The following is a 25,271-nucleotide window of genomic DNA, read 5'->3' as shown; positions in this document are numbered from 1 at the left end:
CATCACGCCGCCGCAGAAACATTCGCCTGCGGCTCACATTTCATTGTCGTCCTCGGGACGACAATCTTCCCGTCTTCTTGAGGCCGACAACCTAGGCTGACCGCCCGATCCGCCGATCTCCCGCTCAGCCACACTCATCCCCGCATGCTCTTACGTGGCTCAGACCGCAACGAATGCACATCATGAACCTTATGCCAAGCGAATTCGATCGGCTGCCCAAAGATCGGGCGGCTTGATCCGTCCGGTGCGGCGAAGTCGCCTTGCCGTACGGCGGTCGCCCGTGGCATCGGCATGCGACCAACGAGGAGTTCAACTATGGATCTTGGGATCAAGGGCCGTCGCGCCATCGTCTGCGCGTCGTCGAAGGGGCTTGGTCGCGGGTCGGCCGAGGCGCTTGCCGCGGCGGGCGTCGACCTCACCCTCAACGCGCGCACCGCCGAAACGCTCGAGGCGACCGCCGACGCGATTCGCGCCGCCTACGGCGTGACCGTGAAGACCGTGGCGGTCGACGTCACCACCGAGGAAGGCCGTGCCGCTCTCCTCGAGGCCGAGCCCAACCCCGACATTCTGGTGAATAACGCCGGCGGCCCGCCCCCGGGGGTGTGGTCCGACTGGGGTCACGAGGAGTGGCTGAAGGCGGTGGAATCGAACATGCTCACCCCGATCCTCCTCGCCACCGCGGTGCTGCCGGGGATGATCGAGCGGGGCTGGGGCCGCGTCGTGTCGATCACGTCGGGTTCGGTGAAGGCGCCGATCCCGCGCCTCGGCCTTTCGAACTCCGCCCGCGCCGGCCTCACCGGCTTCGTCGCGGGCACCGCCCGCCAGGTCGCCAAGCATGGCGTCATCATGAACAATCTGCTCCCCGGCCAGCACGACACCGATCGCATCAAGGGGCTGATGGGCAACGTCGCGAGCACCGAGAACATCTCCGTGGAGGAGGCGCGCGAGCGGGCGCAGTCGGTGATCCCCCGCGGTCGCTTCGGCACCCCGGCCGAGTTCGGCGCCGTCTGCGCCTTCCTCTGCTCCGAGCACGTGGGCTTCATGGTGGGCCAGAACGTGCTTCTCGACGGCGGCGCCTTCAACTCCACGATGGGCTGAGCCCGACGGTGCGGCCGGTTCGCGGCCGCACCCATTCACCTCGGCACCCCGTACGCCCGGGCGCCCCTTTCGCGCCGGCGCGACCGATGCCGACGGGAGGCTCCCGGGGGCGCCTTCTTCACGCCGCCTGGCGCGGCTTCTCCACCTCTTCCATCGCGCGACGATAGGCGACGGTGTCGTCCCCCTCCTTGAACACGACGTCGTTCCAGCTCACCACCTGGCCGGCCGGGATCGGGCGGGTCAGCGTCACCTCCTGCGCAAGGCCGATGGGCAGCGCCCCCTCGCGCAACGACCGCTCCGCCGGGATCAGCTTGCCCCACACGCAGTAGCCGCCCTCGCCGTCGAGCACCTCGCCTGCTGCGAGATCGCGCTTGGCGCACGCCACCGCATCCCCCACGAACGCCCGCGAAGTGCCGGTGGACTTGCCTTCGAGCGCCGCGGCAAGAACGGACATATTCAACTCTAGCCCGATGAGATGGAAGGGCCGGTACATCGCCGCGAAGCGCCCGGTGGAATCGGGCGCCATGCCGTATTGCTTGAAGCAGGCGGCCGCATAGTCGTTGGGCGCCTCGAGCACCACGTAGACGCCCCAGCGCAGATGGTCCGCCGTCTCGCGCCCGTCGGGCTCCATCGAGGTGACGACCTCGGTGATGCCGGTGCGCTCCAGCACCCCGCCGAGCGCGCGCGGACGCAGGATGTGGGCGAGGTCGTGCACCCCGGCGGGCGGGAAGAGCAGCCCGTCCGACGGCACGGCGAGGTCGCACGCGTTGGCGATCGCGGCCATCTCGATGCCGGACTTGGTGCCGTCCACGAAGGAGTTGAACATCTTGGGGTTCATCCCGGCGAGCCGGGCGGCCTCCGGGGTGATGCCGAACTGATCCCACACATTGTCCGGCGTCGACTGGTGGAAGTGGGCCATGTGCTTGGTGCCCTTGCCCGCCGCGGCGACGCCGAAGCCGCAGCAGCGCGCCCAGTCGACCATCTCGGCGACGAGGGCGGGCTGGTCGCCGTAGGCCATGCTGTAGACGACGCCGGCCGACGCCGCCTCGCGGGCGAGGGCGACGCCGGCGAGAACGTCGGCCTCCACGTTGACCATCACGATGTGCTTTCCGGCCGCGAACGCCGCCCGCGCATGGGCGATGCCGGCGCGCGGATGGCCCGTCGCCTCCACCACCACGTCGACGTCGTCGCGGGCGATCGCGGTCAGCGCGTCGTCGGTGAAGTCGGTGTCGGCGACGAGGTCGGCCGGCCAGCCCACCGAGCGGCAGGCGCTGCGGGCGGCGTCGACGCGCAGGTCGGCAATCACCGCCACTTCCAGGCCGGGGGTCGACGGCACCTGGCTCAGAAACATGGAGCCGAATTTGCCGGCGCCGATCAGGCAGACGCGAACCGGCGTCTCGCTGCTGCGTGCGAGCAGCTTTCGATAGAGAAACATCGGGCGATCCTCCGAACTTATGATTTTGCTCGAAGCCTAGATCAAGTTCGCCCGCGGGGGAAATCGCCGCCGTCCGCGGACGCCCTCGACGGGCCGGCCGCGCCGCAGCCCATGGCGATCCGCGCGAGATTTCCAAAACGTCGCCGGCCCATCGTCGAGCCCGCGGATGCGCGCCGGCCTCTCCCCGGAGAAGGTCCGCGTCCCGCCGATCCTCAACCAAGAATTGCTTTGTCGACGAGGCGAGTAAACCAACACCTTACAAACTATAGTTTTACCTGTTCAGATAAAAGTACGCACTTATTCTGACATGTTACAAGCACCGCCACGATGCCGCCGCGTCGCTGGCACCCCCCTTGCATTGGAACACCGGCACCAACAACCGCCCATGACCACGAGGTGATCGCTATGGTGGTGAGACCGTTCCTGCGAACACTGCGGACAACAGCAGTGGCGCTGACCCTTGCCGGCGCGATGGCGTTGCCGGCAGCCGCGCAGGGCACCCTGCGGCTCGGAATGACGGCCAACGACGTGCCGCTGACCTGGGGCCAGCCGGACAACGGCTTCGAAGGCTTCCGCTTCGTCGGCCTCCAGCTCTACGACGCGCTGATCAACTGGGACCTGTCGAGCGCCGACAAGCCGTCGGTGCTGATCCCCGGTCTCGCCGAGAGCTGGGAGGTGAACCCCGACGATCCCACCAAGTGGACCTTCAAGCTGCGCGAAGGCGTGAAATTCCACGACGGCACCGACTTCGACGCCGACGCCGTGGTGTGGAACTTCGCCAAGCTGTTCGACGAGGACTCGCCTCAATACAGCGCGCGCCAGGCCTCGCTCGTGAACTTCCGCATGCCGGGCTTCGAGAAGGTGGAGAAGGTCGACGACTACACCGTCGAGTTCACCACGAAGGAGCCCGACTCTTTCTTCCCCTTCCAGATCAGCTACTTCCTGATGGCCTCGCCCTCCAAGTGGGAGGAGACGAAGGACTGGAACGCGTTCGCCCAGGACCCGGCCGGCACCGGCCCCTTCAAGCTCGACGTCCTGACCGCCCGCGAGCGGGCCGAACTCGTGCCCAACGCGGAATATTGGGACCCGGATCGCGTGCCGAAGCTCGAGCGGTTGATCCTCCTGCCGCTGCCCGACCCCTCGGCCCGCACCGCCGCCCTCCTCTCCGGCCAGGTCGACTGGATCGAAGCACCGGCGCCGGACGCCATCCCCCGCATCAAGAGCCAGGGCATGGAGGTCGTCTCCAACGTCTACCCCCACATCTGGCCCTGGCACTTCAGCCGCGTGGAGGGCTCGCCGTGGAACGACATCAAGGTGCGCAAGGCGGCGAACCTTGCCATCGATCGTGACGGTATCGTTCAGCTCCTCGGCGGCTACGGCGTCGCGGCGAAGGGCCACGTGGTGCCCTCCAACGCCTGGTTCGGCACCCCCTCCTTCGAGGTGAAGACCGACGTGGAGGCGGCCAAGAAGCTGATGGCAGAGGCGGGCTACGGCCCCGACCATCCGCTCGACGTCAAGATGACCATCTCGGCCTCCGGCTCCGGCCAGATGCTGCCGCTGCAGATGAACGAGTACATCCAGCAGAACCTCGCCGAGGTGGGCATCAACGTCGACTTCGACGTGGTGGAGTGGCAGGCGCTGCTTGACATCTGGCGCGCCGGCGCGAAGTCGCCGCAGGCGAACGGCACCGACGGGGTGAACGTGTCCTATACCACGCAGGACCCCTACAGCGCCTTCACCCGCTTCATCCGCTCCGACCTCGCGGCGCCGAACGGGGTGAACTTCGGCTACTACTCCGACGCCGAGATGGACCAGCTCTTCACCGACATCCAGACCACCTTCGATGCCGCCGAACGCGACAAGCTGCTCGCCAAGGTGCACACCAAGATGGTCGACGACGCCCTCTTCCTGTGGGTGGTGCACGACGTGGCGCCGCGCGCGATGACGAGCAAGGTGAAGGGCTTCGTGCCGGCCCAGAACTGGTTCCAGAGCCTCACCGGCGTCTACATGGAAGAGTGATCGCCTGACCTCCTCCGGGACGCGCGCCGCCGGCGCGCGTCCCCTTTCGCTTTGTCCGCCGCGGCTTCCGCGGTCCGTGTGCCGGAGGGACGCGTTTCGTGCTCGCCTACATCATCCGCCGGATTCTCTACGTCATCCCGATCTCGCTCGGGGTCACCATCATCGCCTTCGCGCTCGTCCACATCGCGCCCGGCGATCCGCTCAACGCCGTGGTGGGCGCCGACGCCCCCGCCGAGGTGGTGGAGAAGCTGAAGCGTGACTACGGCTTCGATCAGCCGCTGCCCTTTCAATATGCCCGCTGGCTCGGACGCGCCCTCACCGGCGATCTCGGCAACTCGGTGGTGAACAACCAGCCCGTCGCCGCCTCCCTCGCCATCGCCGTGCCCAACACGCTCATGCTGGCGATCACCGCCACCCTCATCGGCTTCGTGCTCGGCGCCTGCCTCGGCGGCCTCGCGGGCTACTTTCAGGGAACCTGGATCGACAAGATCGCCACCGGCTTCGGCGTCACCGGCGTGTCGGTGCCGCACTATTGGCTCGGCATCGTTCTCGTCATCATCTTCGCGGTGGAGTTCAACGTGCTGCCGGCCATGGGGATGGGCCCCGGCGGGTCGGCCGGCTGGGAGTGGAACTGGACCCACCTGCGCCATCTGGTGCTTCCCGCCATCACGCTGTCGGTGATCCCCTGCGGCATCATCACCCGCACGGTGCGGGCGACGGTCGCCGAAATCCTCAGCCAGGAGTTCGTGCAGGCGCTCCACGCCAAGGGCCTCCTCCACGGCCGCGTGATGCTGCACATCATCAAGAACGCCGCCCCCACCGTGCTCGCGGTGATGGGCCTGCAGCTCGGCTACCTCCTCGGCGGCTCGATCCTGGTGGAGACCGTCTTCAACTGGCCGGGCACCGGCTATCTCCTCAACGACGCGATCTTCCGCCGCGACATTCCCACCCTCCAGGGCACCATCCTGGTGCTGGCGATGTTCTTCGTGGTCCTCAACCTCGCCGTCGACATCCTTCAGACCGCGGTCGACCCGCGCATGCGCCGGAGCTGACCCCCATGACCGACACCACCATCAACGACGCCTCGGTGGACACGGCCCAGGTCGTCGTGTCCTCGCGCGGCTACTGGGCGACGGTGGCGAGGCGGGTGCGGCGCGACCCGGTCACGCTGTTCTTCGGCGCCGTGGTGCTCCTCATCATCCTGTCGGCGGTGTTCGCACCGCTCCTCGCGCCCGCCGACCCTTACAAGGCGAGCATGATCCTGCGCCTGAAGCCGCTCGGCACCGAAGGCCACCTCCTCGGCACCGACGAGACCGGGCGCGACATGCTCTCCCGCCTCCTCTACGGCGGGCGCCTCTCCCTCTTCATGGGCATCATGCCGGTGCTCTACGCGCTCGTCATCGGCGGCGCGCTCGGCATCATCGCCGGCTTCGTCGGCGGCGCCACCAACATGGCGATCATGCGCACCATGGACGTCTTCTACGCGTTCCCCTCGGTGCTCCTCGCGATCGCGATCTCCGGCGCGCTCGGCGCGGGCATCGGCAACGCCGTCCTGTCGCTGACGCTCGTCTTCATCCCGCCGCTCGCCCGCGTCGCCGAAAGCGTGACGACCCAGGTGCGCAAGCTCGACTACGTGGAGGCGGCGCGCGCCTCGGGCGCGGGGAGCCTCACCATCATCCGCGTCCACGTGCTCGCCAACGTGCTCGGCTCGATCTTCATCTACGCGACCAGCCTCATCTCGGTGTCGATCATCCTCGCCTCGGGCCTCTCCTTCCTCGGCCTCGGGGTGAAGCCGCCGGAGCCCGAATGGGGGCTGATGCTAAATACGCTGCGGCAGGCGATCTACGTGAACCCCACCATCGCCGCGCTGCCGGGCGTCGCCATCTTCATCACCTCGCTCAGCTTCAACCTTCTCAGCGACGGCCTGCGTTCGGCCATGGATGTGCGCATATGACCGACACGACCGCGACCAGCACCGAGCGACCACCCGTCCTCCTGCAGGTGGACGATCTCAAGAAGCACTTCCCCATCTTCGGCGGCGCGCTCAACCGCCAGGTCGGGGCGGTGCAGGCCGTCGACGGCGTCAGCTTCGAGGTGCGCCGCGGCGAGACGCTCGGCATCGTCGGCGAGTCGGGTTGCGGCAAGTCCACCACCGCCAAGCTCCTGATGCACCTGATCGAGCCCGACGCCGGGGCGATCAGCGTCGGCGGCGAGGAGGTGCGGCGCGGCCGCCGCGGCCTGCGCGAGATGCGCCGGCGCATGCAGATGGTGTTTCAGGATTCCTACGCCTCGCTGAACCCTCGCCTCACCATCGAGGACACCATCGCCTTCGGCCCCAAGGTGCACGGCGTGCCGGTGAAGGTCGCCAAGCAGCGGGCGCGCGACTTCCTCGCCAAGGTGGGGCTCGACCCCAACTCCTTCATCCGCCGCTATCCGCACGAGCTCTCCGGCGGCCAACGCCAGCGCGTCAACATCGCCCGCGCGCTGGCGCTCGAGCCCGACATCGTCATCCTCGACGAGGCGGTGTCGGCGCTCGACAAGTCGGTCGAGGCGCAGGTCCTCAACCTCCTGATGGACCTCAAGCGCGACTTCGACCTCACCTACCTCTTCATCAGCCACGACCTCAACGTGGTGCACTACGTGTCGGACCGGGTGCTCGTGATGTATCTCGGCAAGGTGGTGGAGGTGGGGCCGGTCGAGATGCTCTATACCGCCTCGCAGCACCCCTATACGCGCGCGCTCCTGTCGGCGATGCCGGCGATGGATCCCGACAAGCGCGCGACCGAGCCGCCGCTCGCCGGCGATCCGCCAAACCCCATCAACCCGCCCCCCGGCTGCCGCTTCCATACCCGCTGCGTCCACGCCGAGGAGGTGTGCAAGCTCAAGGAGCCCTTCCTCACCCGCGTCGCCGGAGAGGGGCACTTCAGCGCCTGCCACATGGCGATCGAAGGGTCGGGACATTCCCAAGCACCGCAGAGGGTTGCCGCATGAGCCTCGTCGAGATCGAAAATCTCCACGTCTCGTTCCGCACCGACGAGGGGACGGCGAACGTCATCAACGGGGTCGATCTCGAGGTCGAGCCCGGCGAGGTGGTCTGCATCCTCGGCGAGTCGGGGTCGGGCAAGTCCGTCACCCTCAGGGCGCTGATGCAGCTCCTGCCGAAGAGGCGGACGACGATCTCGGGCCGCATCCGCGTCGCCGAGCACGACATCCTGTCGCTCGACGAGCGCAAGATGGCCGACCTCCGCGGCCCGACGGTGGCGATGATCTTCCAGGAGCCGATGACCGCCTTCGATCCGGTCTTCACCGTGGGCACGCAGATCGTGGAGACGATCAAGCGCCACGAGAAGATCTCCGAGCGCGAGGCGGAGGCGCGGGCGCTGGAGCTGTTCGAGCGGGTCCGCATCCCCTCGCCCAAGGCGCGGCTGAAGAACTACCCGTTCGAGATGTCGGGCGGCATGCGGCAGCGGGCGATGATCGCGCTCGCCCTGTCCTGCCGCCCCAGTCTGCTCCTCGCCGACGAGCCCACCACCGCCCTCGACGCCACGGTGCAGATCCAGATCCTCCTCCTCCTGCGCGAGCTGCAGCAGGAGCTCGGCATGGCGATCATGTTCGTCACCCACGACATCGGCGTCGCCGTGGAGGTGGGGGACCGCATCGCGGTGATGTACGCGGGGCGCTTCGTGGAGATGGGTTCGACGCGCGAGGTCTTCTCCCGGCCCGCCCACCCCTATACCAAGGGTCTCATGGCCTCCACGGTGCACGGCGACATGAAGGGTCAGCGCATGAAGGCGATCGACGGGTCGCCGCCCGACCTCACGCGATTGTTGCCGGGCTGTGCCTTCGAGCCGCGCTGCGGCGAACGCATCCCCGTGTGCCGACAGGTGGTGCCGGCGATCCGCACCGCCGGGCCCGGCCACACTGCCGCCTGCGTGCACGTGGGCGCCCCCGCCAAGGAACTCGCTTGAGACGCACCCGATGAGCAAGAAGAAGATTGCCGTGATCGGCACCGGCGGCACGATCTCCTCGATCGGCCGCAACCCCTTCGACATCCAGGACTACATCACCCTCGGCAAGATGATGAACGCCGCCGAGATGGTGGAGTTCTTCGCCGACGTCGCGACGCTCGCCGACCTCGTGCCGATCTCTTTCCCGCCGATGCCCTCCACCGCCATCGCGTTCGACGAGTACGTGATGATCCTGGAGCGCATCGACGCGGTGACGGCCGATCCGGAGGTCGCCGGCGTGGTGATCCTCCACGGCACGGCGACCCTCGAGGAGACGGCCTACGCGCTGAACCTCACGGCGAAGACGGAGGTGCCGATCGTTCTCACCGGCGCCCAGCGGCCGGCCTCGGGCCTTTCCACCGACGGGGCGATGAACTTTGCCAACGCCGTGCGCGTCGCCGCCTCGCAGGAGGCGCGCGGGATGGGCGTCCTCACCCTCCTCAACGACGAGATCCAGTGCGCCAGAGAGGTGACGAAGACCTCCACCTGGCGCATGCAGACCTTCCGTACGCCGGACTTCGGCGCCCTCGGCCACGCCGACGCCGACCGCATCAGCTTCTACCGCAGGCCGATGCGTCCCGGTGCGCCGAACGGCCCGTTCGACATCGAGGCCCTGAAGAAGGTGCCGCGCGTCGACGTCTCCTACGCCTATGCCGGGTGCGACGGCACGGCGGTGCGCGCCTTCGTGGCAGCGGGCGCGAAGGGCATCGTCAGCGCCGGCTTCGGCCCCGGCTTCGTGCCGCCCGCCGAGCATGAGGCGCTCGCCGAGGCGGTGAAGGCCGGCGTCACCGTGGTGCAGTCCTCGCGCACGGGGAGCGGCCGGGCCGCCATCGTGACCCGCCAGCGCGAGGCCGGCCTCATCGGCGGCGACAACCTCAATCCGCAGAAGGCGCGCATTCTCCTCGCTCTCGCCCTCACGAAGACCTCCGATCCCGAGGCCATCGCCGATCTCTTCGCCACCTACTAGGACCGAAAGATGAGCCACTCCGACGTCGTCGCCAAGACCGTCGCCGCCTGCGAAGCGGCCGAGCCGCGCCTTCACGCCTTCACCCGGATCATGGGCGACACCGCGATGGAGGAGGCCCGACATCTCGATGCCCTCGCCGCCGCGGGCGTCGATCTCGGCCCCCTCCACGGCGTGCCGGTGGTGGTGAAGGACATCATCGACGTCGCCGGCGTGCCGACGCTCGCGGGCTCGGCCACCCGCGCCGGGGCGACGCGCGCGAAGAGTGACGCCTTCGTGGTGAAGAAGCTGCGCGCCGCCGGCGCCGTGGTCGTCGCGAAGGTGAACACGGTGGAATATGCCTTCGGCGGCTGGGGCACCAACGCCAACACCGGCCACCCGCGCAACCCGTGGAAGCCCGACGAATCGCACACCACCGGCGGCTCCTCCTCCGGCACGGGCGCCGCGGTGGGCGGCGGCATCGTGCCGGCCGGTCTCGGCACCGACACCGGCGGCTCGGTGCGCATCCCGGCGGCGATGTGCGGCTGCGTCGGCCTCAAGACCTCCATCGGCCTCGTCAGCCGGGCCGGCGTCGTGCCGCTCTCCGACACCTTCGATTCCATCGGCCCGCTCACCGACACCGTGCGCCGCGCCGCCGAGATGCTCGATGTCATGCAGGGCGAAGACCGTGACGACCCCTCGACCGTGGGGATCGCCCGCAAGGACCCCTTCGCCGAGCTCGACCGGGGCGGCGCCGGCCTGCGCGTCGGCCGCCTGTCCGACACGATGCTCGAGGATGCTTCCCCCGAGGTGCGGGCGGACTTTGAAAAGTCCGTCGCCCTCCTCGAGGCCGCGGGGGTGACGGTGGTGCCCATCGAACTCCCCCACCCGATGCTCGAATATCAGCGGCGGGCGACGGTGATCATCGCCACCGATGCCTACGCCTTCCACGCCGACATGGCCGAGAGCAACGAAGCCCCGCTCAACGACACGACGCGCACCCGCATCCTCCAGGGCAAGAGCTTCACCGCGCGCGACCGCGTGCTCGCCCAGCGCCGGCAGGTGACGGACATCAACGACTTCCTCGCCGCGATCGACCACCTCGACGCCGTGGTGCTGCCCACCGCCCCGATCACCGCGATGCCCCACACCAAGGTGAACGAGGACGACTACAGCGTCTCGCTCTACACGCGGATGGGCAACTATCTCGCCCTGTGCGGCCTGTCGGTGCCGATCGGCCTCACCGCCGAGGGTGTCCCCACCGCGCTGCAGATCCTCACCCGCCGCTTCGACGACCCGCTGGCGCTGCGCATCGGCGAGGCCTTCGAGAGCGTGCGCGGCCCCTTCCCGACACCGCCTTCGCTCTAGCGGATCGGCCCAAACATTTGAGTCCGTCGGGCAGAGACGAACGCCCAAGGCTCAGCTGCTCAAATGTTTGGACAAGTTGATCCATCGACAAAGAATCTAGTGGTTCGATCCATTAGGGTCGAACCACTAGATCCGAGCGGAACCGCCTCACCGACTGCCGCCACGGGGCTCGACGCGACGTGGCGGCAGATGCGACGATGGCGCCGACGCCACGAGGCGCCGAACGTCGCACGGGGCACCGATGGAACAGATCGAACACGAAGGCCGCGCTTTCCTCGACGGCATCTATGCCTGGATGACGGTCCAGGGGATCAACATCCTCGTCGGCATCCTCATCCTGATCATCGGCTTCTGGCTGTCGCGCATGCTGAAACGCGCGCTGGCCGCCTATCTTTCGCGCACCAGCCACGTCGACCCGATCGTGGAGAGCTTTCTCGCCAGCCTCGCCTACTACGGCTTCCTGGCGATCCTCCTCATCGTGGCGCTCAACCTCATGGGGGTGCAGACGGCGAGCCTCATCGCCGTTCTCGGCGCCGCCTCCCTCGCCGTGGGCCTCGCGCTGCAAGGCTCGCTCAGCTCGCTCGCGGCGGGGGTGATGATCATCGTCATGCGCCCCTTCAAGATCGGCGACTACATCGAGGTCTCGGGCGAGGCGGGCACGGTGAAGTCGATCAACCTCTTCCTCACCGAGCTCGCCACCTACGACAACGTGCAGAAGCTGATGCCCAACGCGCAGGTGTGGAACGCCACGGTGACCAACTATTCGGTCTATTCGACACGTCTCCTCGATATCGAGGTGAGCATCGACTACGGCGATCCGATCGACACCGCGCTCGAGACGCTGCGCGCCATCGCGACGGAGAACCCCAAGGTGCTGGCCGAGCCCGCGCCCGACGCCTTCGTCAGCGGCATGGGCGAATCCTCGGTCGACCTGACGCTGCGGATCTGGGTGCCCGCGTCCGACTACTGGCCGCTGAAGCGTCTCCTCACCAAGACCGCGAAAGAGGAGATCGAAGCGAAGGGGATGTCGATCCCCTACCCGCATCGTCAAATCATCATGCCGACGCCACCGGCCTCAGAAACGGCGCCCGACACGGCGGCGGGCACCGAGACGGCGTGAGCGAGGCGCGATCCGGGCCGCCCAATCTCGGCGTCGGCGTTCTGAACGCCGCCCCGTGCGCGGCCGAGGCCACCATCGCGGTGACCGGCGTCGGTCGGTCCGGCACCACCATGGTGGCACGCATCCTCGCCGCCCTCGGCCTGCCGACTGGCGTGCCCGTGGGCGAGGACGTGCTCGAAAGCCCCGAGGTCAACACCCTCGTCCTCGCCCGCGATGTCGCGGGTTTCGCCGCCCTGTGCCGCCGCGCCGACGCGGCCCATCCGCGCTGGACGCTGAAGTCGCCGAAGCTGCGCAACCACATCGCCGACTTCTCGGCCGTCATGCGGGCGCCGCGCTGGATCGTGGTGATGCGCGACCCCGTCGCCGTCGCCGCGCGCAACGCCCTCGTCGCCGACGTCGATCTCCTCGAGAACATGGAGGCGGCGGCGCGCGGCAATCTGCGCATCTGCCGCCAGCTCGCCGGCCTCAACGCCCCCGCTCTCCTCCTCTCCTACGAGAAGACGCTGCAGCACCCGGCCGAAACCGTGGCCGCCGTCGCGCGCTTCTGCGACGTCCCGCTCGGCGCGGCGGCCGCCGCGCCCCTCGGCGCGACGGTGATGAACGGCGATCCACGCTATTTCGGTGGCCGAGAGGTCAAGAGCGCCTGAGGCACGAAAAAAGGGCTGCCGAAGCAGCCCTTTCCTCGCTTGCAAGGTCGCGGCGATCAGTTGGAGACGGGGGCGGCCGGCGCCGTCGCGGCGTCGTTCGCGGCCACGTCCTCCTGGGTCATGAACTCCGGCGCGGCCTTCAGCTCCTCCTCGGTGGCGTCGAGCATGAACACGAGATCGCCATCCTCGTCCTCGGAGATGTCGAGACGCGACAACTCGATGGCGACATCCTTCTCGCCGATGCCGAGGAAGCCACCCACGCCGATGACGACGCCCGACACCTGACCGTCGGCGGTGATGACCATGTCGTTGATGTCGCCGATCTTCTCGTCCGAGGCGTTCATCACGACGGTATCGAGCAGCGTCGAGGCGAGGAAGGTATCGGGGCTCTGCTCGAAGATCTGACCCTCGACCGGGGTGCCCTCGGCGATTTCAGCCTCGTCGGCGCTCTCCATCGAGGCCGTGGTGCTGGTCGCGGCGCTGTCCATCGCCTTCTCGGCGTTGGTCGCGGCATTCTCGGCGGCAACTTCCGCGTGGTCGGCGGCGTTCTCAGCGGCATCGGCCGCGTTCTTGGCGGCGTGCTCGGTCGCCTGCACCGCGTCGCCCGTCGCATCGGCGGTCGCGTCGGCGGCGTCGCTGACGGTATCGGCCGTCGCGGCCGCAGCATTGTCCACCGCTTCGCCCGCCTGCTCGGCAGGACCGTCCGGCTTGACGATGGTCACGTTGGCATCGTCCGCCAGAACGGGAGAAGCCAGCAGCACGAGCGAAGACACGGTGGCGAGCCAGATGTTGGACTTGTTAGACATGGCGAAGCCTTTTCATATCCTGTGACAGTAACGAAGATCCGATCGACTGCCGCAGTGACAACGTTCAACCCCGTCATGGGTGTCATACATGCGCACTGGGCAAACCTAACTTCGTGTCGCGGGATGTAAATTGATTGGGCTCGCAATTCGTTCCGAGAAAGTTGAGGCAATTCTTAGGCGAGGTTCGGGCGAGCGTCGGCCCGCACCGGCTGGGGATTTCCCTCGACCCGCGCCCGGGTGGCCACCGTGCGGCTGCAAAATGGCGCCGCCCCCCTGGTTGACAGCGGCACCCAGGGCGCGCCTTGTTGAAAGGGAGTCGCCTGAGGCCGGCCTCGGGCGGCCCCGATGAAACTCCGTCAGGCTGCACAACGTGGACCAATCCTCCCCGCAGACGCCCTCCGAATCCGCCGAGCCGAAAGCGCGCGGCGTGACCGACCACATGGAAGCCGTCGAATGGCTGAAACGGCGCGGCATCCAGGACGTGGAGTGCATCGTGCCCGATCAGGCCGGCGTCGCCCGCGGCAAGCTGATGCCGACGGAGAAGTTCGCCCGCTCGCCATCGATCACCATGCCGACGTCGATCTTCAGCCAGACCATCGCCGGCGACTATCCGGAGGAGGACGAGCAGTTCTCCCACGACCCGACCGACGGCGACCTGATCTTCGATCCCGACTACGGCACCCTCGCCATCGTGCCGTGGGCCTCCGACCCTGCCGCCCAGCTCATCCACGACGCCCGCTACAAGGACGGCCGGCCGGTCGACCACGCCCCGCGCCAGGTCCTGAAGCGCGTCATGGAGCTCTACGAGCGCAAGGGCCTGCGCCCGGTGGTGGCGCCGGAGATCGAGTTCTACCTCGTCAAGCCCAACACCGACCCCGACTATCCGCTCGAGCCGCCCATCGGCCGCTCCGGCCGGCCCGAGATCGGCCGCCAGTCCTTCTCCATCGCCGCCGTCAACGAGTTCGACGACCTCTTCGACGACATCTACGACTATTCGGAGGCGCAGGGCCTCGAGATCGACACCCTCATCCATGAGGAGGGCGCCGCGCAGATGGAGATCAACCTCCTGCACGGCGACCCGGTCGACCTCGCCGACCAGGTGTTCCTGTTCAAGCGCACCATCCGCGAGGCGGCGCTGCGCCACAAGATGTACGCCACCTTCATGGCGAAGCCGATGTCGAACGAGCCCGGCTCGGCGATGCACATCCACGCCTCGGTGGTCGACAGCGAGACCGGCCGCTCGATCTTCTCCACCGAGAGCGGCGACCCGACCAAGGACTTCTTCTCCTTCATCTACGGCCACCAGCGCTATCTGCCGGCAGTGATGTGCATCCTCGCCCCCTACGTGAACTCCTACCGCCGGCTGGAGCGCTACTCGGCGAGTCCCACCAACGTGCACTGGGGCTACGACAACCGCACCGTGGGGCTGCGCGTGCCGCACGGCCCGCCCGATGCGCGGCGCGTCGAGAACCGCATTCCCTCGTCCGACGCCAACCCCTATCTCGCCATCGCCGCCTCGCTCGCCTGCGGTCTTCTGGGGCTCGAAGAGGGCGGCCATCCCGACGACCCCATCGAAGGCTCGGCGCGCGACATGCCGTTCGGTCTCCCCCGCGGCCTCCTCGAGGCGGTGACGCTGTTCGAGGAGTGCGAGCCGCTCACCGACATCTTCGGCAAGTCGTTCGTGTCCACCTTCCGGGCGATCAAGCAGGCGGAGTACGAGACGTTCATGCGGGTGATCAGCCCGTGGGAGCGGGAGTATCTGCTCCTCAACGTCTAGCTGGGCGGCGGTTCTGCTGATACGTCCGAAGGACGCAGACGCGGAGCCGCCCCTTGTCGGACACGATATACGCCCAGGACGTGGCGCAGGAGCCGCCCCCCCTTCCCTCGCATCTGCCCGAGCGGGCGGACGCGCTGGTGATCGGCGGCGGTCTGACGGGTCTGTCGGCGGCTCTCCATCTCGCCCGCGCCGACCGCAAGGTGGTGCTCGTCGATGCCGGCGAGCTCGGCGACGGGGCCTCCGGGCGCAACGGCGGCCAGCTCCATCCGGGTCACCGGCAGGATCAGATCTGGCTCACCGAACGGCTCGGCGAGGAGATCGCCGACGAGCTCTGGGCGCTGGGCGAGGAGGCGGTCGCCCTCGTCCACACGCTGCGCACCGAGCTCGACGTCGACTGCGGCTTCCGCCCCGGCCTCATCGACGCCGCCCACACCAGCGCCGCCTTCGACGACACGCGCCACTACGCCGACCACCTCAACGAGCGCTACGGCGTCGAGACGGAGATCCTGTCGCGTGGGGAGCTTGCGGCGGCGATCGGCTCGGATCGCTATCTCGGCGGGGTGCGCGACGCGACGGGCGGGCAGCTCAACCCGCTCGCCTTCGCGACCGGCCTCGCCGTCGCCGCCGCGGATCGCGGCGCGCGCCTCTTTCCCAACACCCGCGCCAGCGACTACACGGCCGAGGCGGGCGGATGGCGCGTCACCCTCACGCCGGCCGACGAGGGGCCGCACGACATCCACGTCGGCGCCGTCCTCCTCGCCGGCAACGGCTATCTCGACGGGCTGGAGCCACGGGTGGAGCGGTGCATCATGCCCCTCGTCAACCACATCGCCGCGACCGAGCCGCTCACCGCGCCGCTCATTGCGGGCGGCGAGGCCGTCGCCGACTCGCGCCGCGTGGTGCGCTATTTCCGCGAGGACACCGAGGGGCGGATGATCTTCGGCGGCGGCGAGAGCTACGGGCCTCCGCCGGGCGACGTCGCCGCCTTCGTCCGCCCCTATCTTCTCGAGGTCTATCCGCAGCTGAAGGACGTCCCGATCGCCGCCGCCTGGTCGGGCACGCTCGGCATCACCCGCACCCGCTGCCCCATGGTGCGGCGGCTGGAGCCGGGGCTCTACGTCGCCGCCGGCTACTCCGGCCAGGGGGTGGGGCTCGCGGCCTTCGCCGGCAAGGTGATCGCCGACGCGATCCGCGGCGACGAGGAGAAGCTCGACGTGTTCGCCCACTTCCCCGTGCCGCCCTTTCCCGGCGGCAAGCGCTTCATGACCCCGCTCGCCCACCTGGCGATGGCGTGGTTCTCGCTGCGCGACCGGATCGACCTCAGCCACCACTACAAGATCCGCCGACGGGGCCGATGAGACCGCGGCGCGGACCAGTGCGACGACCAACAGAACCGGGCCCACACCTCCGATGACAAATCGTCCCCTCGCCATCCTCACCGGTGCCTCCGCCGGGATCGGCACGGCGCTCGCCCGCGTGATGGCCGCAGACGGCTACGACCTCCTCCTCGTCGCCCGACGCGCCGACCGCCTCGCCGCCCTCGCCGCCGAGCTGCCCGGCACCCACGCGACGCTGCCGCTCGACCTCACCCGCGACGACGCCGGCGAGACCCTCGCCCGCCACGTCGAAGCGCTCGATCGACCGGTCGACGTGCTCGTCAACAATGCCGGCTTCGGCGACGCGGGACCCTTCGCCGAGACCGACCTCGCCCCCCAGCTCGGCATGGTCGATCTCAATATCCGCGCCCTCGTGGAGCTCACCCACCGCCTGCTCCCCGGGATGCTGCAGCGCGGGCATGGCGGCATCATCAACATCGCCTCCACCGCGGCCTTCCAGCCCGGCCCCAACATGGCCGTCTACTACGCCTCCAAGGCGTTCGTGCTGTCCTTCTCCGAAGCGCTCTACGAGGAGTGCCGCCCGTCGGGGGTGACGGTGTGCGCCATCTGCCCCGGGCCGACCGATTCGGAGTTCGGCGAGATCTCCGGCCTCGCCAAGCACCGCGTGTTCAAGACGGTGAAGCGGATGACCTCGGAGGCCGTCGCCGAGATCGGCTGGCGCGGCTTCAAGAAGAGGCGCCGCGTCGTCATCACCGGCACCACCAACCGCCTCGTCGCCGGCGTCGCGAAGGCCTCGCCGCACCGCGTGGTGCTGCCCGTCGTGAAGCACCTCCAGACCCGCGACTGACCGGCGCGGGCTCAGACGAAGAGGTCGGGCCGCTCGATCCGCAGCGCCTGAAGGCAGACGATGGCCTTGCCGTCGCGCAGCCGCCCGTCGCGGAAGGCCTCCCAGAGGTCCTTCAGCCCCCACTCCTCGACATCGATGACCTCGTCGTCGTCCTGCTCGTAGCCGCTCTCGATGCGGTCGGCGGGCGTATAGCGGGCGAGGAAGCAGTTCATCTGCTCCGTCACGAGGCCGGCCATGGGGTAGAACATACCCACGCTCTGAAGATCGTGCACGTGGTAGCGCAGCTCTTCGGCGGCCTCGCGGCGGGCGGCCTCGGCGGGGCTCGCATCCTCCGGGTCGATCACGCCGGCGGCGACCTCCAGGATCAGCCCGTTCCCCTCCGCCACGTGGACGGGAACGCGCACCTGGCGCACGAGGAGGCAGGTCCGCCGCGCCTCGTCGTAGGGCAGCACCGCGGCGCCGTTGCCGTGGTCGTGCACCTCGCGCACCACCTCCACCTTTCGATCGCCCCGCTCAATCGTCGCGTCGTAGAGGTCGAGCTTCAGGAAGCCGCGATAAATCGATCGAAGGTGGTGCACGTGATAGGTCTGTTCGGACACGCTACAATCCCCATAGAATGCGCTTGTGCTATAGCGGTCCCGCCGCTGCCGTGCCACGCCCGACGAGGGAGGGTCCCATGCGCCAGACCAGCGTAATCAACGATCTCCTCAACACGATCGCGGACACGCGTCTGTTCGGGGAGCGCCGCAAGCCGCGGCGAACGAGCAGGGACGACCTCTCGACGATGATCGAGGCGTTGCTGTCGGGCCGCGGCGAGTCCTCCTCCACCGAGCGGGCGGCGGAGTTTTTGCGTGCCTATCGCGATCTCGATTCGGCGGGCCGCACCTTCGTGTTCCGCACCCTCGCGGCCGACTATGGGGCCGATCCGGAGCGCCTCGCCGCCGCGAGCGCGAGCTATCTGGAAAACCCGAGCGAGGATACGGCGAAGGCCCTCCAGAAGGCCGCCGAGCCGCGCCGCGTGGAAATCTTCCGCCGCCTCAATCTGGTGCAAGGCGGCACCCAGGCGCTCGTCGCGATGCGGCTGGAGCTGATCGAGCGGCTGCCCAACCACCCCGACCTGTGGACGGTGGACGACGATCTGAAGCGCCTCTTCAACGCCTGGTTCAACCGCGGCTTCCTGGTGCTCAAGGAGATCGACTGGCAGACGTCGGCGGCGATCCTCGAAAAGATCATCCGCTACGAGGCGGTCCACGCCATCACCGACTGGGAGGACCTGCGCCGCCGCATCGACGTGCCGGACCGGCGCCTCTTCGGCTTCTTCCACCCCCGCCTCGGCGACGAGCCGCTGATCTTCGTGGAGGTCGCCCTCACCAACGAGATCCCGAGCGCCATCGGCCCGATCCTGGCGGAGCGGCGCGACCCCATCGACCCGCGGACCGCGACCACCGCCGTGTTCTATTCGATCAGCAACTGCCAGGACGGGTTGCGGGGCATCTCCTTCGGCTCCTTCCTCATCAAGCAGGTGGCCGACGACCTGGCGCGCGAGCTGCCGAACCTCAAGAACTTCGTGACGCTGTCGCCGGTGCCGGGCTTCGCCAAGTGGCTGCGCGAGGAGGCGGCCCGCCCCACCAGCGCCGTCGACGAGCCGACGCGCACCCTGCTCGACGGCCTCGGCGACAACTTCCTCGACGACGCCCCCCTCGCGAAGGCCGCCGAGAACGCCCTCGTCCCGCTTCTCGCTCACTATCTGACGGCGGTGAAGGATCCCATCGGTCGACCGCTCGATCCCGTCGCCCGCTTCCACCTCGGCAACGGCGCGCGGCTCGAGCAGCTCGACTTCGGCGCCGACCGCTCGCCGCGCGGCCTCGCCATCGCCCACGGCATGATGGTGAACTACCGCTACATCCTCGCCGACGTGGAGAAGAACCACGAAGCCTTCGCCAACGAGGGCAAGGTGGCGACGACCAACGCCATCACCCGCCTCGCCCGTCAGGTGAAGATCGCCGCGCGCGAGCCGAGCGAGGCGCCGCGCCGGCTCGCCCCGCCGGCCGAGGCGAGCGCGGACGAGGCCGCCGACGGGATGCCCGTCTCGTAGCGGCCCCGCCTCCTCCTCAGCGCTGGACGACGCGGATCTTGGAGGTCTCGCCGGTGCGGTGGTTGTAGGTGCACACGTAGGAGAATTCGGAGAAGCCGCGGCGAGTCTCGTACTGGCCACGGCCGCGCACCTTGTTCTCGGCGTTGGAGACGAACTCCAGGCGCGTGGAGTCGGCGAAGAACTGGACGCGCTGGCGGGCGCCGAGCTCGTCGCGCACGGCCCGAGTGACGACGGGCTCGCAGGCTCGGTACGCCGTCCGCTCGGGCGACTGCGCCACGGCGGTGCCGGCCGTCGCCAAGACGACCATCGCGAAGGCCATGGCAATAAGGCGTTTCATCGACTTCTCCTTTTCTGCTTCGGTGCCGCAATCGACCGCGACCACCGACTGCACAGAGGGCGCCATCAGGAAGCTGTCAAGCCGCGCCGGGGCATCGCGCGCCCTCAGCCGCGCCATGCGGCGACCTCACCGGCGCAGGATGCCGCCGAGCACGCCGCGGGCGATCTGCTTGCCGAGCCGCGCCCCCGAGGCGCCGCCGAGGGCGCGCCCCACCCGGCCCCCCGCCTCCGCCGCCATCGAGCGGGCTGCGCTGCGGGCGGCGCGCTGCGTGCCCGTCAGCCGCCGCCGCTTCGGGCCACCGAACAGGAACCACCAGAGCCGCGTCACGGCGCCCCGCTGTTCGTCGTCCTGCGGCTCGCTTTCCCTCTTCGGCGCCTCGGCCGGCGCGTCGGCAGGCTCGGCCGCCGCCGCGGCCGCGCGCTTCTGCAGCACCTCGTAGGCGCTCTCGCGGTCGAGCGGCGCGTCGTACTTCGCCCCCATCGGGCTCGCCGCGACGAGCGCCGCCCGCTCGGCCTCCGTGAGCGGCCCGAGCCGACCCGACGGTGGACGGATCAAGGTCCGCTCCACCATCGACGGCACGCCCTTCTCGCCGAGGGTGGAGACCAGCGCCTCGCCCACCCCGAGCTCGGTGATCACGGCGGCAGTGTCGAGCGCGGGGTTGGGCCGGAAGGTCTCCGCCGCCGAGCGCACCGCCTTCTGGTCGCGCGGGGTGAAGGCGCGCAGCGCGTGCTGCACCCGGTTGCCGAGCTGGCCGAGCACCGTCTCCGGCACGTCGAGCGGGTTCTGCGTCACGAAATAGACCCCGACCCCCTTCGAGCGGATCAGCCGCACCACCTGCTCGATCCGGTCGATCAGCGCCGCCGGCGCGTCGTCGAAGAGGAGGTGCGCCTCGTCGAAGAAGAAGACGAGGCCGGGCTTGTCGGGATCGCCCACCTCCGGCAGCTCCTCGAAGAGCTCGGAGAGGAGCCACAGGAGGAAGGTCGCATAGAGGCGCGGCCGCATCATCAACGCCGTCGCGTCGAGCACGTTGACGACGCCGCGCCCGTCCCGCGTCCTCATCAGGTCGGCAATGGACAGCGCCGGCTCGCCGAAGAAGTGGTCCGCCCCCTGCTCCTCGAGCACCAGAAGGGCCCGCTGGATCGCCGCCACCGAGGCCGGCGAGACGCGCCCATAGGTGCGCGACAGCGTGGCGGCCTCGTCCGACACGTGGAGCATCAGGGCGCGTAGATCCTTGAGGTCGAGGATCGCGAGGCCTTCGTCGTCGGCGAAGCGGAAGGCGATGGCGAGCACGCCCTCCTGCGTGTCGTTGAGCTCGAGCAGGCGGGCGAGAAGCACCGGCCCCATCTCCGAGATGGTGGTGCGGACCGGGTGGCCCGCCTTGCCGAAGAGATCCCAGAACACCGCCGGCGAGGCTTCGAAGCGATAGTCGTCGAGCCCGATGGCGGCGGCGCGCTTCAAGAGGAAGTCCTTCGCTTCGCCGGCCGTCGCAAGGCCCGAGAGGTCGCCCTTGATGTCGGCGCAGAACACCGGCACCCCGGCGCGCGAAAAGCCCTCGGCGAGGATCTGCAGCGTCACCGTCTTGCCGGTGCCGGTCGCCCCGGTCACGAGGCCGTGGCGGTTCGCCATGTCGAGGCGGAGATATTGGGGTGTCGCGGCGCTGCCGAGAAAGATCGCTTCGTCGTTGAGGACGCTCATGGTCCCTCCTCCATCTCGATCGAGCATAACCGGGTTGCGCGCCGCGACCTATCCGGTTGAGCACGACGTCAATCGGGGCTATGTCCGCCGCGAATGGAGGCACCAATGGCGAAGAACAAGGCGAACCGGCCGCAGGCGCGGCTGCCGCGCGGGTTTGCCGATCGCACCCCGGCGGACATCCGACGCACCGAGGCGATGATGGCGACGATCCGCGCCGTCTACGAGCGGTGGGGCTTCGAGCCCGTCGAGACCCCGTTCATCGAATATGCCGACGCCCTCGGCAAGTTCCTGCCCGACGAGGATCGCCCCAACGAGGGCGTGTTCGCCTTCCAGGACGACGACGAGCAGTGGCTGTCGCTGCGCTACGACCTCACCGCCCCCTTGGCGCGGATGGTGGCGGAGAATTTCGACCGCATCCCCAAGCCCTACAAGAGCTACCGGGCGGGCTGGGTGTTCCGCAACGAGAAGCCGGGCCCGGGCCGCTTCCGCCAGTTCATGCAGTTCGACGCCGACATCGTGGGCGCCGCCTCTCCCCTCGCCGACGCCGAAGTGTGCATGATGGCCGCCGACACCATGACCGCCCTCGGCTTCGGACCGGGTGAGTTCGCGATCCGCGTCAACTCGCGCAAGGTGCTCGACGGCGTCCTCTCCGACATCGGCCTGCCCGACGCCGACCCGCGCCGTCTGACGGTGCTGCGGGCGATCGACAAGGCCGATAAATTCCCCCTCTCCGAGATCGCCAAGCTCCTCGGCCCCGGCCGCGAGGACGAGAGCGGCGACTTCACCAAGGGCGCCGGCCTCGACACGGCGCAGACCGACACCGTCCTCGCCCTCCTCGACCCCGACGAAACGCCCCGGATCTCCGACGACCTCCAGCGCATCGGCGAGATCGTGGCGACGGCGGGCTATGACAGCGTCATCGTCGACCCCTCGGTGGTGCGCGGGCTCGAATACTACACCGGCGCCGTCTTCGAGGCCGAGCTCCGCTTCGAGGTGAAGGACGACAAGGGCAACCCGGTCCGCTTCGGCTCGGTCGGCGGCGGCGGCCGCTACGACGGGCTCGTTGGCCGCTTCCGCGGCGAGGACGTGCCGGCGACGGGCTTCTCGGTCGGCGTCTCCCGCCTCGCCGCCGCCCTCGCCCTGCGCGAGGGGGCGGCCGACCGCGCGTCGGGTCCCGTCATCGTCACCGTCATGGACCGCGGCGCCATCGCCGACTACATGGCGCTGACGACTCAGCTCCGCGCCGCCTTGGGCGACGAGGTGCCGGTGGAAATGTACATCGGCGACAGCGGGATGAAGGCGCAGCTGAAGTACGCCGACCGCCGCAACGCCCCCTGCGTCGTCATCCAGGGCTCCAACGAGCGCGAGGCCGGCAAGGTGCAGATCAAGGACCTCGCCGCGGGCAAGGCCGCCGCCGCCGAGATCGACAATCGCGAGGACTGGGTCGCCGCCCGCCCGGCCCAGATCGAGGTCGACGCCGACATCGCCGCGATCGCCGCCGCGGTCCGCGACATCCTGAAATGAGCCCCGCCGACCGCCTCATGGCCGTGCTCGAAGCGGCGAGCGAGGCGACCCTCGCCCCCGCCCTGCTGCAGCCGGCCGACATCTTCGTGGAGCTCGCGGGGGAGGAGTTCCGCAAGCGCCTCTTCGTGACCGACGGCGTCGACGGCGCCACCTTGTGCCTGCGCCCCGACTTCACCATCCCGGTGTGCCTGGAGCACCTCGCGACCGCCCACGAGGCCCCCACCGCCTACGCCTATCGAGGCAAGATCTTCCGCCGCCGCCGCGCGGTGGGCGAGCCCGAATTCGAGCAGGCCGGCACCGAGTGGATCGGCCACGCCGACGAGATGGCGACCGACGCCCGCCTCTTCGCCCTCGCGATGGCCTGCGCCGACGCCGTCGAGCTCACGCCCGCCGTGCGGGTGGGCGACGCCAACATCTTCGGCGCCCTCACCGCGGCGCTGGGCCTCTCGGCCACCTGGCGTGAGCGCCTCTCCACCGCCTTCGGCGACGAGACGCGCCTCGCCGCCGCCCTCAACCGCCTCGCCCTGCGCGACCAGCCGGACGGCATCGCCGCCCGCCTCGCCCCCGCGCTCGCGCATGTCGACGGCCGCCAGGCGCGCGCCATCGTCGACGCGATGATCGGGCTGCCGCCGCAGGTGCCCGCCGGCGGCCGCACCAGCGACGACATCGCCGCCCGCATCCTGGAGCTCGCCACCGGCACCGGGCGCGACGCGGCCACCGTCGACGTCATCGCCCGCTATCTGGAGGTGAGCGCCCCGCTCGACCGCGCCGCCGACGCGCTCACCGCCTTCGCCCGCGCCGAAGGGCTCGAGCTCGACGCCGCCATCGCCCTCTTCGCCGCTCGCGTGGAGGCGATGGTGGCGCTCGGCCTCAACACCAGCGCCGTCACCTTCGACGCCCGCTTCGGCCGCCGCATCGGCTACTACACGGGCTTCGTGTTCGAGATGCTCGACCCCGACCGGCCCGGCGCCGAGGTGATCGCGGGCGGGCGCTACGACAAGCTCATCGCCCTCCTCGATCCCAAGAAGTCGCTGCCCGCGGTGGGCTTCTCGGTCTGGCTCGACCGCATCCCGGGAGCCGCCCGATGAGCGACCTCGTTCTCGCCGTCCCCTCCAAGGGCCGCCTGCAGGAGCAGGCACTCGACGTGCTGCTGCGCTCCGGCATGAAGGTCGAGCGTGCCCGCGGCGGGCGCGACTATCGCGGCGTCATCCCCGGCCTCGACGGGGTGGAGGTCGCCTTCCTCTCGGCCTCCGAGATCGCCCGCGAGCTCGCCGCCGGCAACGTCCACCTGGGGCTAACCGGTCTCGACCTCATCCACGAGACGGTCGACGACGCGGCCGAGCGGGCGGCGAAGTTCCATCTCGTCACCCCCCTCGGCTTCGGCGGCGCCGACGTGGTGGTCGCCGTGCCGGAACGCTGGATCGACGTCGAGACGATGGCGGACCTTGCCGACGTCGCCGAAATGCACCGCGCCCGCCACGGCCGCACCCTGCGCGTCGCCACCAAGTTCGTGCACCTCACCCGCCGTTTCTTCGCGGCGGCCGGCGTCGCCGACTATCGCATCGTCGAAAGCCTCGGCGCGACGGAGGGCGCCCCCGCGGCGGGCGCGGCCGAGCTCATCGTCGACATCACCACGACGGGCGCGACGCTCGCCGCGAACCAGCTCAAGGTGCTGTCGGACGGCGTCATCCTGCAGTCGCAGGCTCATTTCGTCGCCTCGCGTGCCGCCCTCTGGACGCAGGAGACGCGCCCGCTCGCCGCGACCATCGTGGAGCGCATCGCCGCCGACATGCGCGCCCAGGCGATCCTGGAGCTACGCGCCGTGCTCCCCGACCCCGCGGCGGCCGCGGCGGGGGCCGCCGAGCGGTTCGGCGCCGTCGCCCCGTTCGGCCCGGCGCCGGCGCCGCTGACGCTGCACGTCGCCCGCCGCCGCGCCTCGGCGTGCGCCGCCTGGCTGCGCGGCGAGGGTGCCGGCGCGGTCGTCATCACGCAGGTCGCCGACGTCTACGAAGACACCCCCCTCACGGCCGCCCTCCTCGCCGCCATCGCCTGAGCCGCCTCCACCTGAGCCGGCAATCGGGCACCGAAGGGTCGTGGGCGTGTCAAGGACGCCGAAGGCGCCCGCAGGGCTTGTCCTTGACACGCCCACGACCCGCCCCAAGCTTGTCGCAGGGTGTCAGGCAAGAGGACCGCGAAGCGGTCGTCTTTCCTGAACC

The 25,271-nt window shown here is 69.4% G+C and carries 22 protein-coding genes; 17 read left to right on the top strand and 5 right to left on the bottom strand.

What is annotated here, in order from left to right; translation table 11 throughout:
* Window positions 1-315: 315 nt before the first annotated feature.
* The gene (locus JCR33_RS16470; protein WP_198883209.1) at window positions 316-1,098 is read left to right on the top strand and encodes an SDR family oxidoreductase; all 783 of its coding nucleotides are present in this window, start codon (window positions 316-318) and stop codon (window positions 1,096-1,098) included.
* 118 nt (window positions 1,099-1,216) lie between these two features.
* Here JCR33_RS16470 and JCR33_RS16465 read toward each other — a convergent pair whose 3' ends face one another.
* Window positions 1,217-2,533, bottom strand: coding sequence for an NAD(P)H-dependent oxidoreductase (locus JCR33_RS16465; protein WP_198883208.1), 1,317 nt, complete (start codon window positions 2,531-2,533; stop codon window positions 1,217-1,219).
* A 405-nt stretch (window positions 2,534-2,938) separates the two neighbouring features.
* On the opposite strand from JCR33_RS16465, the gene JCR33_RS16460 reads away from it, so the two are divergent.
* From JCR33_RS16460 to JCR33_RS16420, 9 genes are all read left to right on the top strand, one after another.
* On the top strand, window positions 2,939-4,552 hold the full coding sequence (locus tag JCR33_RS16460; protein WP_211110356.1) for an ABC transporter substrate-binding protein: 1,614 nt from the start codon (window positions 2,939-2,941) through the stop codon (window positions 4,550-4,552).
* 98 nt (window positions 4,553-4,650) lie between these two features.
* Window positions 4,651-5,604: an ABC transporter permease gene (locus JCR33_RS16455; protein ID WP_198883207.1), complete on the top strand. Its 954-nt coding sequence runs from the start codon at window positions 4,651-4,653 to the stop codon at window positions 5,602-5,604.
* Window positions 5,605-5,609: 5 nt separating this feature from the next.
* Window positions 5,610-6,506, top strand: coding sequence for an ABC transporter permease (locus tag JCR33_RS16450; protein ID WP_198883206.1), 897 nt, complete (start codon window positions 5,610-5,612; stop codon window positions 6,504-6,506).
* Complete coding sequence (locus JCR33_RS16445) at window positions 6,503-7,543, top strand: ABC transporter ATP-binding protein (protein ID WP_198883205.1); 1,041 nt, start codon at window positions 6,503-6,505, stop codon at window positions 7,541-7,543. The genes JCR33_RS16450 and JCR33_RS16445 overlap by 4 nt, the downstream gene beginning before the upstream one ends.
* The gene (locus JCR33_RS16440; protein ID WP_198883204.1) at window positions 7,540-8,520 is read left to right on the top strand and encodes an ABC transporter ATP-binding protein; all 981 of its coding nucleotides are present in this window, start codon (window positions 7,540-7,542) and stop codon (window positions 8,518-8,520) included. Before JCR33_RS16445 ends, JCR33_RS16440 begins: the two co-directional genes overlap by 4 nt.
* 10 nt (window positions 8,521-8,530) lie before the next feature.
* Window positions 8,531-9,526 carry an asparaginase gene (locus JCR33_RS16435; RefSeq protein ID WP_198883203.1) on the top strand — a complete coding sequence of 332 codons (996 nt, stop codon included), beginning with the start codon at window positions 8,531-8,533 and terminating at the stop codon, window positions 9,524-9,526.
* A gap of 9 nt (window positions 9,527-9,535) precedes the next feature.
* Window positions 9,536-10,870 (top strand): amidase, encoded by a 1,335-nt coding sequence (locus tag JCR33_RS16430; protein ID WP_198883202.1) that lies wholly within the window; start codon window positions 9,536-9,538, stop codon window positions 10,868-10,870.
* Between the two features lie 241 nt (window positions 10,871-11,111).
* The gene (locus tag JCR33_RS16425) at window positions 11,112-11,990 is read left to right on the top strand and encodes a mechanosensitive ion channel family protein (RefSeq protein WP_198883201.1); all 879 of its coding nucleotides are present in this window, start codon (window positions 11,112-11,114) and stop codon (window positions 11,988-11,990) included.
* On the top strand, window positions 11,987-12,637 hold the full coding sequence (locus JCR33_RS16420) for a sulfotransferase family protein (protein ID WP_198883200.1): 651 nt from the start codon (window positions 11,987-11,989) through the stop codon (window positions 12,635-12,637). Before JCR33_RS16425 ends, JCR33_RS16420 begins: the two co-directional genes overlap by 4 nt.
* A 56-nt stretch (window positions 12,638-12,693) precedes the next feature.
* Here the strand turns inward: JCR33_RS16420 and JCR33_RS16415 are convergent, their stop codons facing one another.
* The gene (locus JCR33_RS16415) at window positions 12,694-13,443 is read right to left on the bottom strand and encodes a PRC-barrel domain-containing protein (protein WP_198883199.1); all 750 of its coding nucleotides are present in this window, start codon (window positions 13,441-13,443) and stop codon (window positions 12,694-12,696) included.
* Between the two features lie 439 nt (window positions 13,444-13,882).
* Here JCR33_RS16415 and JCR33_RS16410 point away from each other — a divergent pair, with 439 nt between their 5' ends.
* Genes JCR33_RS16410 through JCR33_RS16400 form a run of 3 tightly spaced genes read left to right on the top strand, consistent with a single transcriptional unit; the run spans window position 13,883 to window position 17,404 of the window.
* Complete coding sequence (locus tag JCR33_RS16410) at window positions 13,883-15,220, top strand: glutamine synthetase family protein (RefSeq protein ID WP_198883229.1); 1,338 nt, start codon at window positions 13,883-13,885, stop codon at window positions 15,218-15,220.
* Window positions 15,221-15,273: 53 nt separating this feature from the next.
* Window positions 15,274-16,578 (top strand): NAD(P)/FAD-dependent oxidoreductase, encoded by a 1,305-nt coding sequence (locus JCR33_RS16405; RefSeq protein WP_198883198.1) that lies wholly within the window; start codon window positions 15,274-15,276, stop codon window positions 16,576-16,578.
* A gap of 52 nt (window positions 16,579-16,630) precedes the next feature.
* Entirely contained in the window at window positions 16,631-17,404 is a 774-nt protein-coding gene (locus tag JCR33_RS16400) for an SDR family NAD(P)-dependent oxidoreductase (RefSeq protein ID WP_198883197.1), read from the top strand.
* An 11-nt stretch (window positions 17,405-17,415) separates the two neighbouring features.
* On the opposite strand, the gene JCR33_RS16395 is transcribed toward JCR33_RS16400, so the two are convergent.
* Window positions 17,416-18,003 (bottom strand): NUDIX domain-containing protein, encoded by a 588-nt coding sequence (locus tag JCR33_RS16395; RefSeq protein ID WP_198883196.1) that lies wholly within the window; start codon window positions 18,001-18,003, stop codon window positions 17,416-17,418.
* 77 nt (window positions 18,004-18,080) lie between these two features.
* Here JCR33_RS16395 and JCR33_RS16390 point away from each other — a divergent pair, with 77 nt between their 5' ends.
* On the top strand, window positions 18,081-19,499 hold the full coding sequence (locus JCR33_RS16390) for a malonyl-CoA decarboxylase (protein WP_198883195.1): 1,419 nt from the start codon (window positions 18,081-18,083) through the stop codon (window positions 19,497-19,499).
* A gap of 16 nt (window positions 19,500-19,515) precedes the next feature.
* Here JCR33_RS16390 and JCR33_RS16385 read toward each other — a convergent pair whose 3' ends face one another.
* Window positions 19,516-19,836 (bottom strand): hypothetical protein, encoded by a 321-nt coding sequence (locus JCR33_RS16385; RefSeq protein ID WP_198883194.1) that lies wholly within the window; start codon window positions 19,834-19,836, stop codon window positions 19,516-19,518.
* Between the two features lie 126 nt (window positions 19,837-19,962).
* The gene (locus tag JCR33_RS16380) at window positions 19,963-21,531 is read right to left on the bottom strand and encodes a helicase HerA-like domain-containing protein (protein ID WP_198883193.1); all 1,569 of its coding nucleotides are present in this window, start codon (window positions 21,529-21,531) and stop codon (window positions 19,963-19,965) included.
* A 105-nt stretch (window positions 21,532-21,636) separates the two neighbouring features.
* On the opposite strand from JCR33_RS16380, the gene hisS reads away from it, so the two are divergent.
* The 3 genes from hisS to hisG are packed head-to-tail and all read left to right on the top strand — an operon-like array spanning window position 21,637 to window position 25,108.
* Window positions 21,637-23,055 (top strand): histidine--tRNA ligase, encoded by a 1,419-nt coding sequence (hisS, locus tag JCR33_RS16375; RefSeq protein ID WP_198883192.1) that lies wholly within the window; start codon window positions 21,637-21,639, stop codon window positions 23,053-23,055.
* Entirely contained in the window at window positions 23,052-24,143 is a 1,092-nt protein-coding gene (locus tag JCR33_RS16370; RefSeq protein ID WP_198883191.1) for an ATP phosphoribosyltransferase regulatory subunit, read from the top strand. Before hisS ends, JCR33_RS16370 begins: the two co-directional genes overlap by 4 nt.
* The gene (gene hisG / locus JCR33_RS16365; protein ID WP_198883190.1) at window positions 24,140-25,108 is read left to right on the top strand and encodes an ATP phosphoribosyltransferase; all 969 of its coding nucleotides are present in this window, start codon (window positions 24,140-24,142) and stop codon (window positions 25,106-25,108) included. The genes JCR33_RS16370 and hisG overlap by 4 nt, the downstream gene beginning before the upstream one ends.
* Window positions 25,109-25,271: the final 163 nt, after the last annotated feature.

Origin of the sequence: Acuticoccus mangrovi (assembly GCF_016411865.1) — a bacterium.
GTDB lineage: Bacteria > Pseudomonadota > Alphaproteobacteria > Rhizobiales > Amorphaceae > Acuticoccus > Acuticoccus mangrovi.
Note: the sequence above shows the minus strand (reverse complement) of the source record. Positions and strands in the feature narration are given on the sequence as shown.